The organism is Bacillus sp. SIMBA_008, from assembly GCF_046535495.1.
GTDB classification, from domain to species: Bacteria; Bacillota; Bacilli; order Bacillales; family Bacillaceae; genus Bacillus; species Bacillus subtilis.
On sequence record NZ_JAWRWL010000471.1, the window covers coordinates 1 to 271 of the forward strand.

1 protein-coding gene is annotated in these 271 nt (G+C 40.6%); it reads left to right on the top strand.

The genetic code is table 11. The annotated features are described in order from the left end of the window. Window positions 1–12: 12 nt before the first annotated feature. Window positions 13–271, top strand: a 259-nt coding sequence (locus SB658_RS24065) for a TIGR03826 family flagellar region protein (protein WP_410602863.1), incomplete at its 3' end; no start/stop codon positions are given.

Below are 271 nucleotides of genomic sequence, written 5' to 3' on the forward strand. Positions count from 1 at the left end.
GGAGTTAATACGATGGGTGAATTGGCGAATTGTCCAAAATGCAATGCTTTATTTTTTAAAACGAACCTGCAGACCGTGTGCCAGGCATGTATTAAAGAAGAAGAAAAAGCATTTGAAACCGTCTATAAATTTTTGAGAAAGCAGATCAACAGACAGTCGACGATGCAGCAGATCACTGAGGAAACAGGTGTGGATGAAGAGCTGATCCTCAAGTTTATCAAACAAAAAAGGATTCAGATCAGCCAGCTTCCGAATTTGGCATATCCTTGCG